Source organism: Streptomyces sp. (genome assembly GCF_031178505.1).
Classification (GTDB): domain Bacteria; phylum Actinomycetota; class Actinomycetes; order Streptomycetales; family Streptomycetaceae; genus Streptomyces; species Streptomyces gulbargensis.
This window is the reverse complement of the sequence record NZ_JAPSIW010000215.1, coordinates 1-9,266: the sequence shown is the minus strand read 5'-3', so window position 1 is coordinate 9,266 and position 9,266 is coordinate 1. Positions and strand designations below refer to the sequence as shown.

Annotated in this window: 9 protein-coding genes; all 9 read left to right on the top strand. The window is 71.8% G+C overall.

What is annotated here, in order from left to right:
* Positions 1–1,125 (top strand): transcription termination factor Rho (gene rho / locus RIF68_RS16430; protein ID WP_309052008.1); only part of this gene is annotated, 1,125 nt, incomplete at its 5' end.
* A 227-nt stretch (positions 1,126–1,352) separates the two neighbouring features.
* A complete protein-coding gene (locus RIF68_RS16425) occupies positions 1,353–2,447 on the top strand; it encodes an LCP family protein (RefSeq protein ID WP_309052007.1) in 1,095 nt (364 codons plus the stop codon).
* Between the two features lie 189 nt (positions 2,448–2,636).
* The gene (gene rpmE, locus RIF68_RS16420; RefSeq protein ID WP_309052006.1) at positions 2,637–2,861 is read left to right on the top strand and encodes a 50S ribosomal protein L31; all 225 of its coding nucleotides are present in this window, start codon (positions 2,637–2,639) and stop codon (positions 2,859–2,861) included.
* A 96-nt stretch (positions 2,862–2,957) separates the two neighbouring features.
* Positions 2,958–4,034, top strand: coding sequence for a peptide chain release factor 1 (prfA, locus tag RIF68_RS16415; protein WP_309052005.1), 1,077 nt, complete (start codon positions 2,958–2,960; stop codon positions 4,032–4,034).
* A gap of 55 nt (positions 4,035–4,089) precedes the next feature.
* Positions 4,090–4,935 carry a peptide chain release factor N(5)-glutamine methyltransferase gene (prmC, locus tag RIF68_RS16410; protein WP_309052004.1) on the top strand — a complete coding sequence of 282 codons (846 nt, stop codon included), beginning with the start codon at positions 4,090–4,092 and terminating at the stop codon, positions 4,933–4,935.
* A gap of 34 nt (positions 4,936–4,969) precedes the next feature.
* Positions 4,970–5,617: an L-threonylcarbamoyladenylate synthase gene (locus tag RIF68_RS16405; RefSeq protein WP_309052003.1), complete on the top strand. Its 648-nt coding sequence runs from the start codon at positions 4,970–4,972 to the stop codon at positions 5,615–5,617.
* A complete protein-coding gene (locus RIF68_RS16400) occupies positions 5,614–6,282 on the top strand; it encodes a protein-tyrosine-phosphatase (protein WP_309052002.1) in 669 nt (222 codons plus the stop codon). The genes RIF68_RS16405 and RIF68_RS16400 overlap by 4 nt, the downstream gene beginning before the upstream one ends.
* Positions 6,283–6,434: 152 nt before the next feature.
* Positions 6,435–7,682, top strand: coding sequence for a serine hydroxymethyltransferase (gene glyA / locus RIF68_RS16395; protein WP_309052001.1), 1,248 nt, complete (start codon positions 6,435–6,437; stop codon positions 7,680–7,682).
* Positions 7,683–7,789: 107 nt separating this feature from the next.
* Positions 7,790–9,097, top strand: a complete 1,308-nt coding sequence (locus RIF68_RS16390; RefSeq protein WP_309052000.1) for an MraY family glycosyltransferase — start codon at positions 7,790–7,792, stop codon at positions 9,095–9,097.
* Positions 9,098–9,266 lie beyond the last annotated feature (169 nt).

Sequence of the window (9,266 nt, the reverse complement as noted above, 5' to 3'; positions counted from 1 at the left end):
GTCGCGGGCATCCTCGACATCCTCGACAACTACGCGTTCATCCGGACCTCCGGCTACCTGCCGGGCCCGAACGACGTGTACGTCTCCCTCGCCCAGGTCCGCAAGAACGGCCTGCGCAAGGGCGACCACATCACGGGCGCCGTCCGGCAGCCCAAGGAGGGCGAGCGCCGCGAGAAGTTCAACGCGCTGGTCCGCCTGGACTCCGCCAACGGCATGGCCGCCGACTCCGGCCGCGGCCGCCCGGAGTTCAACAAGCTGACCCCGCTGTACCCGCAGGACCGCCTCCGTCTGGAGACCGACCCGGGCGTGCTGACCACGCGGATCATCGACCTCGTGTCGCCGATCGGCAAGGGCCAGCGCGGTCTGATCGTGGCCCCGCCGAAGACCGGCAAGACCATGATCATGCAGGCGATCGCCAACGCGATCACCCACAACAACCCCGAGTGCCACCTGATGGTCGTCCTGGTCGACGAGCGTCCGGAAGAGGTCACCGACATGCAGCGGTCGGTCAAGGGCGAGGTCATCTCCTCGACCTTCGACCGTCCGGCCGAGGACCACACCACCGTCGCCGAGCTGGCCATCGAGCGCGCCAAGCGCCTCGTGGAGCTGGGTCACGACGTGGTCGTCCTGCTCGACTCCATCACCCGCCTGGGCCGTGCGTACAACCTCGCCGCGCCCGCCTCCGGCCGCATCCTGTCCGGTGGTGTCGACTCGACCGCGCTGTACCCGCCGAAGCGCTTCTTCGGTGCCGCGCGCAACATCGAGGACGGCGGCTCGCTGACCATCCTGGCCACCGCGCTGGTCGACACCGGCTCGCGCATGGACGAGGTGATCTTCGAGGAGTTCAAGGGCACCGGCAACATGGAGCTCAAGCTCGACCGGAAGCTCGCCGACAAGCGCATCTTCCCGGCCGTCGACGTCGACGCCTCGGGTACGCGCAAGGAGGAGATCCTGCTCGGCAGCGAGGAGCTCGCCGTCACCTGGAAGCTGCGCCGCGTGCTGCACGCGCTCGACCAGCAGCAGGCGATCGAGCTGCTGCTCGACAAGCTCAAGCAGACGAAGTCGAACGGCGAGTTCCTGATGCAGATCCAGAAGACCACCCCGGGAGCCTCGAACAACGACTGACGTGAGACTCGCGTCACAGCGCGCGAGGGCGGCCCCCGGGCCGGCGGCCCGGCCCCCGGAGCCGTAACACCCTCGTGACCTGCGTCGACCACCGCGCCCGCCGTGCTTCCGCACGGCGGGCGCGGTGCGTTCCCGGCCCTGGCGCACCGGCGGCGCACAGGTCCGTATGCAACTCTTTCGGGCGTTTCGCCGTCACAGAAGGTGAACCCAGGGCCCGAAGGAAGACGATGACCGTGCAGAACAAGAGCGGCCGCATACCCGGTGCCGGCACCGGACGCCGCCGCAAGCCGCCCGCCGCGCGCCGCCGCACCGGCGTGCTCCTCGCCGGCGCCGCCGCGGTCCTCGTCCTCGCCGGCGCCGGCCTCGGCTCCGCCTACCTCCGCCTCGACGGCAACCTCCAGGGCGTCGACATCAACGCCCAACTGGGCGGCGACCGCCCCGACGACCTCGCCAACGGTTCCCTGGACATCCTCGTCCTCGGCTCCGACTCCCGGGCCGGCGACAACGCCGCCTACGGCCCCGACGAGGGCGGTGCCCGCTCCGACACCGCGATGGTCGTCCACGTCCACGAGGGCCACACCGAGGCCTCCGTCGTCTCCATCCCGCGCGACACCCTCGTCACCCGCCCCGCCTGCGCCGACTCCACGGGCGCCACCGTCCCCGGGGCGCGGCGGGCCATGTTCAACACCGCGTACGAGGCCGGCGGCCCCGCCTGCGCCGTCAAGACCGTCGAGGCGATGTCCGGCATCCGCATGGACCACTACATCGAGGTCGACTTCACCGGCTTCAAGAAGCTGATCGACGAACTCGGCGGCGTCGAGGTCACCACCACCCGCGCCATCAAGGACACCAAGAGCCACCTCGACCTCGCCCCCGGCACCCACACCCTCGACGGCGAGCAGTCCCTGGCCCTGGTCCGCACCCGCAAGAGCGTCGGCGACGGCAGCGACCTCGGCCGCATCCAGCTCCAGCAGGCCTTCATGAAGGCCTTCCTGGCCCAGGTCAGGAGCGTCGGGGTGTTCACCAGCCCCACCAAGCTCCTCGGCCTCGCCGACGCCGCCACCAAGGCCATCACGCCCGACTCCGAGCTCGACTCGGTCAAGGAGCTCACCGGCTTCGCCCGCGGCCTCTCCGGCATCGGCGCCGACAAGGTCCACATGATCACCCTCCCGGTCGTCTACGACCCCCGGGACCCCAACCGCGTCGTCCCGCTCGAAGCCCGCTCCCAGCAGGTCTGGGCCGCCCTCAGGGCCGACCGGCCCGTCCCCGCCTCCGCCACCCGGGACGCCGCCACCGGCAGGGCCGACGGGGTCGTGCGCTGAGCCCCGGCGCCCCTCGACGGCTCCCGGACGAGCCCCGGACCGGCCGCGGACGAGCCCTGGAATAACCGGCGCCGCCCCCCGGTTTGGGGAGATGCGGCCAGTCCTGGCAGACTGGTACGTCGGCCCCGGTTCACGTCCGGCCGCAACCCGCGGCGACGACCCGGAGCCCTCCCGAAACTAGGAGACACCTTGAAGCGCGAGATCCACCCCGAGTACGTCGAGACCCAGGTCAGCTGCACCTGTGGCGCGTCGTTCACCACCCGTAGCACCCTGACCGACGGCACCATCCGTGCCGAGGTCTGCTCCGAGTGCCACCCGTTCTACACGGGCAAGCAGAAGATCCTCGACACCGGCGGCCGCGTCGCCCGCTTCGAGGCCCGCTTCGGCAAGGCCGCCGGCTCCGCCAAGAAGTAGCGAGCCCCTGCGCCGGTCCACGGCTGCCCCGCGCGGGCGGCCGGGACCGGCGCTTTGGCGTCCCGTAGCAACTGACGAAAACCCCAGGAGCCCCCGATGTTCGAGGCGGTCGAGGAACTGGTCGGCGAGCACGCCGACCTCGAGAAGAAGCTCGCAGACCCGTCGGTCCACGCCGACCAGGCGAACGCGCGCAAGCTGAACAAGCGGTACGCCGAGCTGACTCCGATCGTCGCCACCTACCGCTCCTGGAAGCAGACCGGCGACGACATCGAGACCGCCCGCGAGTTCGCGCACGACGACCCCGACTTCGCCGCCGAGCTCAAGGAGCTGGAGAAGCGGCGCGAGGAGCTCACCGACAAGCTCCGCCTGCTCCTGGTGCCCCGCGACCCCAGCGACGACAAGGACGTCATCCTGGAGATCAAGGCCGGCGCCGGCGGCGACGAGTCCGCCCTCTTCGCCGGTGACCTGCTCCGGATGTACCTCCGCTACGCCGAGCGCGTCGGCTGGAAGACCGAGATCATCGACGCCACCGAGTCCGAGCTCGGCGGCTACAAGGACGTCCAGGTCGCCGTGAAGACCAAGGGCGGCAACGGCGCCACCGAGCCCGGCCAGGGCGTCTGGGCCCGCCTCAAGTACGAGGGCGGCGTGCACCGCGTCCAGCGCGTCCCCGCCACCGAGTCGCAGGGCCGCATCCACACCTCCGCCGCCGGCGTCCTCGTCACGCCCGAGGCCGAGGAGGTCGATGTCGAGATCCACGCCAACGACCTGCGCATCGACGTCTACCGCTCGTCGGGTCCCGGCGGCCAGTCCGTCAACACGACCGACTCCGCCGTCCGCATCACCCACCTGCCGACCGGCATCGTCGCCTCCTGCCAGAACGAGAAGAGCCAGCTCCAGAACAAGGAGCAGGCCATGCGCATCCTCCGCTCCCGGCTGCTCGCCGCCGCGCAGGAGAAGGCCGAGGCCGAGGCCGCGGACGCGCGCCGCAGCCAGGTCCGCACCGTCGACCGCTCCGAGAAGATCCGGACGTACAACTACCCGGAGAACCGCATCTCGGACCACCGCGTCGGCTTCAAGGCGTACAACCTCGACCAGGTCCTCGACGGCGAACTCGACGCGGTCATCCAGGCCTGCGTCGACGCCGACTCCGCGGCGAAGCTCGCCGCGGCCTGAGGCCCCCGCCCGAGGCACCCCTCAAGCCCCACCCCCCGCACCACGGAGGACCAGCGTGAACCTGCTGCTTGCCGAGGTGGCCCAGGCCACCCAGCGGCTGGCCGACGCCGGCGTTCCCTCACCGCGTTTCGACGCCGAGGAGCTCGCCGCGTTCGTGCACGGCGTCAAGCGGGGGGAGCTGCACAACGTCAAGGACGCGGACTTCGACGCCCGCTACTGGGAGGCGATCGCCCGCCGCGAGGCCCGCGAACCGCTCCAGCACATCACCGGGCGGGCGTTCTTCCGGTACCTGGAGCTCCAGGTGGGCCCCGGCGTCTTCGTGCCCCGCCCCGAGACCGAGTCCGTCGTCGGCTGGGCCATAGACGCCGTCCGGGCCATGGACGTCGTCGAACCCCTCATCGTCGACCTGTGCACCGGCTCCGGGGCCATCGCCCTCGCCATGGCCCAGGAGGTGCCGCGCTCGCGCGTGCACGCCGTCGAGCTGTCCGAGGACGCGCTCGTCTGGACCCGGAAGAACGCCGAGGGCTCGCGCGTCACCGTCCACCAGGGCGACGCGCTGACCGCCCTGCCCGAGCTGGACGGCCAGGTCGACCTGGTCATCTCCAACCCCCCGTACATCCCGCTCACCGAGTGGGAGTACGTGGCGCCCGAGGCCCGCGACCACGACCCGGAGATGGCCCTCTTCTCCGGCGAGGACGGCCTCGACACCATCCGGGGCATCGAACGCACGGCCCACCGCCTGCTGCGCCCCGGCGGCCTCGTCGTCATCGAGCACGCCGACACCCAGGGCGGGCAGGTGCCGTGGATCTTCAACGAGGAGGCCGGCTGGGCCGACGCCGCCGACCACCCGGACCTGAACAACCGGCCGCGTTTCGCGACCGCCCGCAAGGCGACACCATGACCCAGCACGACGCGTACGAGGAGGTCCGGAGCTGATGGCTCGGCGATACGACTGCAACGAGGCGACCGACCGCAAGGCCGGGCTGCGCGAGGCCGCGTCCGCCGTCCGCCGCGGCGAACTGGTCGTGCTGCCCACCGACACCGTGTACGGGATCGGGGCGGACGCCTTCAGCAGCGAGGCCGTCACGGACCTGCTGGCCGCCAAGGGCCGGGGCCGCGGCATGCCCACGCCCGTGCTCATCGGCTCCCCGACCACCCTGCACGGCCTCGTCACGGACTTCTCCGAGCAGGCCTGGGAGCTCGTCGACGCCTTCTGGCCCGGCGCCCTCACCCTGGTCGCGCGCCACCAGCCGTCCCTGGCGTGGGACCTCGGCGACAGCCGCGGGACCGTCGCCCTCCGCATGCCGCTGCACCCGGTCGCCCTCGAACTCCTCACCGAGGTCGGCCCCATGGCCGTCACCTCGGCGAACACCGCGGGGAACCCGGCACCGGAGGACTGCGACGCCGCCCAGCAGATGCTCGGCGACTCCGTCTCCGTCTATCTCGACGGCGGCCCGACCCCCGCCGACCTCCCGTCCTCCATCGTCGACGTCACGGGCCCGGTGCCGGTGCTGCTGCGCGAGGGCGCGCTGTCCCCGGACGAGCTCCGGAAGGTCGTACCCGACCTCGAGGTGGCCAATTGACCGCCCCTGAGGGGCGTGGCATAGCGGGGTACGACGACGGCAACACCTTCCGCATCCTCCACGTCAGCACCGGCAACGTCTGCCGCTCGCCGATCACCGAGCGGCTGACCCGCCACGCCCTGAGCGTCCGCCTCGGCGAACGCTCCCCGGGGCACGCCGGGGACCCCCTCGGCGGCCTCATCGTGGAGAGCGCGGGCACCTGGGGCCACGAGGGCGCCCCCATGGAGGCCAACGCGGAACTCGTCCTCGCCGACTTCGGCGCGGACTACAGCGGCTTCGTCGGCCGCGAGCTCCTCGACGAGCACGTCATCCGCGCGGACCTCGTCCTCACGGCGACCCGCGACCACCGGGCGCAGGTCATCTCCATGGGCCACTCGGCGGGACTGCGCACCTTCACCCTGAAGGAGTTCACCCGCCTGGTCCGCGCGATCGACCCGGCCACGCTCCCGGACCCGCGCGGCGAGGGCGTGGTCGAACGCGCCCGCGCCCTCGTCCGCGCCGCCGCCGCTCTCCGCGGGTGGCTGCTGGCCCCCTCGGCGGAGGCGGACGAGGTCAACGACCCGTACGGCGCCCCGATCACGTTCTTCCGCTCCATCGGCGAGGAGATCAGCCAAGCGCTCGACCCCGTCGTGACGGCGCTGACGGGGGTCCCGGGGGAGCGCTGAACGGCGGGCGGCGGGCGCCGGGAGCCGGGCTCCGGGGGAGCGCCGGACGGCCCGCGGGAGGGGCTTCGGACACGGCCGGGCCGCGTGGACGGGCGGGGGCGCGGCGGCGTGCCTACATTGGGGGTGACACCCCTCCACGTCCGGAGTCAGCCATGCCGGTCACCGCGCCCCCCGCAGAGGAAACCGACGTCCTGCGCCGCCAGGACCCGGAGATCGCCGACGTGCTGCTCGGGGAGGCACGGCGGCAGGCCGACGGGCTGCAGCTGATCGCGGGCGAGAACTTCACCTCGCCCGCCGTCCTCGCCGCGCTCGGCTCCCCGCTCGCCAACAAGTACGCCGAGGGCTACCCCGGCAACCGGTACCACGGCGGCTGCGAGTACGCCGACGCCGCCGAGCGGATCGCCGTACGGCGGGCCACCGCCCTCTTCGGGGCCGCCCACGCCAATGTGCAGGCCCACTCCGGCTCCTCGGCCGTCCTGGCGGCCTACGCGGCCCTCCTGAAGCCCGGGGACACCGTCCTCGCCATGGGCCTCGGACACGGCGGCCACCTCACGCACGGTTCGCCCGCGAACTTCTCCGGCCGCTGGTTCGACTTCGTCCCGTACGGCGTCGACGCCGAGACCGGTCTCGTCGATCACGAGCAGGTCGCCGCCCTCGCACGCCACCACCGGCCCAAGGCGATCGTCTGCGGGTCCGTCTCCTATCCCCGCCATCTCGACCACGCCGTCTTCCGCGCGATCGCCGACGAGGTCGGCGCCTACCTCATCGCCGACGCGGCCCACCCCATCGGGCTGGTCGCCGGCGGGGCGGCCCCGAACCCCGTCCCGTACGCCGACGTCGTCTGCGCCACCACCCACAAGGTGCTGCGCGGTCCGCGCGGCGGCATGATCCTGTGCGGCGAGGAGCTGGCGGAGCGGATCGACCGGGCGGTGTTCCCGTTCACGCAGGGCGGGGCCCAGATGCACACGATCGCCGCCAAGGCGGTGGCCTTCGGCGAGGCGTCCACTCCGGCGTTCAGCGCGTACGCCCATCAGGTGGTCACCCACGCGCGGGTTCTCGCCTCCGCCCTGGAGGCCGAGGGCTTCGCGGTGACGACCGGCGGCACCGACACCCACCTCGTCACGGCCGACCCGGCCCCGCTCGGCGTCGACGGCCGCACCGCCCGCGCGCGGCTGGCCGCCGCCGGGATCGTGCTCGACACCTGCGCCCTGCCGTACGGGGACGGGCGCGGCATCCGGCTGGGCACGGCCGCCGTCACCACGCAGGGCATGGGCATTCCGGAGATGGCGCGGATCGCCGCCCTGTTCGGCCTCGCGCTGCGGGACGACGGCGCGGAGGCGGCCCGCGTGCGGGCCGAGGTGCGCGAGCTGACCGGCGGATTTCCCCCGTACGGACGCTGAGCCGGCCCCGGCCGCAACCGTTCGGGTGGCCCGTATGTCTCAGACCACGTGGACGGCACGGCTAGGGTGTGGGGCTGAGATGGCCAGCGATTCCTGTGGGGCAGCCCGTGCGTGATTACCTGCTGACGCTCTGTGTCACGGCCGCGGTGACCTATCTGCTCACCGGTCCGGTGCGGAAGTTCGCCATCGCGACCGGGGCGATGCCGGAGATCCGCGCCCGCGACGTGCACCGAGAACCGACTCCGCGGCTCGGTGGCATCGCCATGTTCTTCGGGCTGTGCGCCGGTCTGCTCGTCGCCGACCACCTGCAGAACCTGAACAGCGTCTTCGAGCTGTCCAACGAACCCCGGGCGCTGCTCTCCGGCGCCGCCCTGATCTGGCTGATCGGCGTCCTGGACGACAAGTTCGAGCTGGACGCCCTCATCAAGCTGGGCGCGCAGATGATCTCGGCCGGCGTGATGGTCGTGCAGGGTCTGACGATCCTCTGGCTGCCGATCCCCGGCGTGGGCGTGGTCTCGCTGACCCAGTGGCAGGGCACGCTCCTCACGGTCGCGCTGGTGGTGCTCACCATCAACGCGGTCAACTTCGTGGACGGCCTCGACGGCCTGGCCGCCGGCATGGTGTGCATCGCCGCCACGGCCTTCTTCCTGTACGCCTACCGCCTCTGGTACGGCTACACGATCGAGGCGGCCGCCCCGGCGACCCTCTTCACCGTGATCCTCATGGGCATGTGCCTGGGCTTCCTGCCGCACAACATGCACCCGGCGCGGATCTTCATGGGCGACTCGGGTTCGATGCTGATCGGCCTGATCCTCGCCGCCTCGGCCATCTCGATCACCGGACAGGTCGACCCGGACACCCTGAAGATCTTCGAGGGCTCGACCCGGCAGGCCACGCACGCCGCCCTGCCGGTCTTCATCCCGCTGCTGCTCCCGCTGACGATCATCGCGATCCCGATGGCCGACCTGATCCTGGCGATCGTGCGCCGGACCTGGAAGGGCCAGTCGCCGTTCGCGGCCGACCGGGGGCACCTGCACCACCGGCTCCTGGAGATCGGCCACTCGCACAGCCGGGCCGTGCTGATCATGTACTTCTGGTCGGCGCTCATCGCCTTCGGCACGCTCGCGTACTCGGTGCACTCGACCTCGATGTGGATCGTCCTCGGCATCACGGTGCTGAGCGCGGTCGGTCTGGTGCTGCTCCTGCTGCCCCGGTTCACGCCCCGCGCGCCCCGCTGGGCGGAGTCCTTCGTGCCGCCGCGCTACCGGCGCCGCAAGCTCCCCGCCGTCCCCACGACGGTCGCCGGGGCGGCCCCGGAGGAGCGGGTGCCGGTGCCGGCCGGGATCAACGGGGCGACGGCGATCGGCAACCGCTCGCGCTTCACGGACCGGCGTAAGGCCGGAACGCCGAGTTGACGAACGGCATTTTCGGGCCCAATACCAGACAAGTCGCCTCGATGTCCTGCACACACGGGCGTTGTAGCCCTCATGTGTGACAGTTGGCACACCCTCTGGGTAAAGACCTATTCAAATAGTTTGTGATACCGTTCACGAGACCCGGCGACAGAGCCGAAGGACCGTAGTG

Coding starts and splice junctions, on each gene's coding strand:
- RIF68_RS16405 (WP_309052003.1), top strand. CDS start 4,970: ATGGCTCGGCGATACGACTGCAACGAGGCGACCGACCGCAAGGCCGGG.
- RIF68_RS16425 (WP_309052007.1), top strand. CDS start 1,353: ATGACCGTGCAGAACAAGAGCGGCCGCATACCCGGTGCCGGCACCGGA.
- glyA (WP_309052001.1), top strand. CDS start 6,435: ATGCCGGTCACCGCGCCCCCCGCAGAGGAAACCGACGTCCTGCGCCGC.
- prfA (WP_309052005.1), top strand. CDS start 2,958: ATGTTCGAGGCGGTCGAGGAACTGGTCGGCGAGCACGCCGACCTCGAG.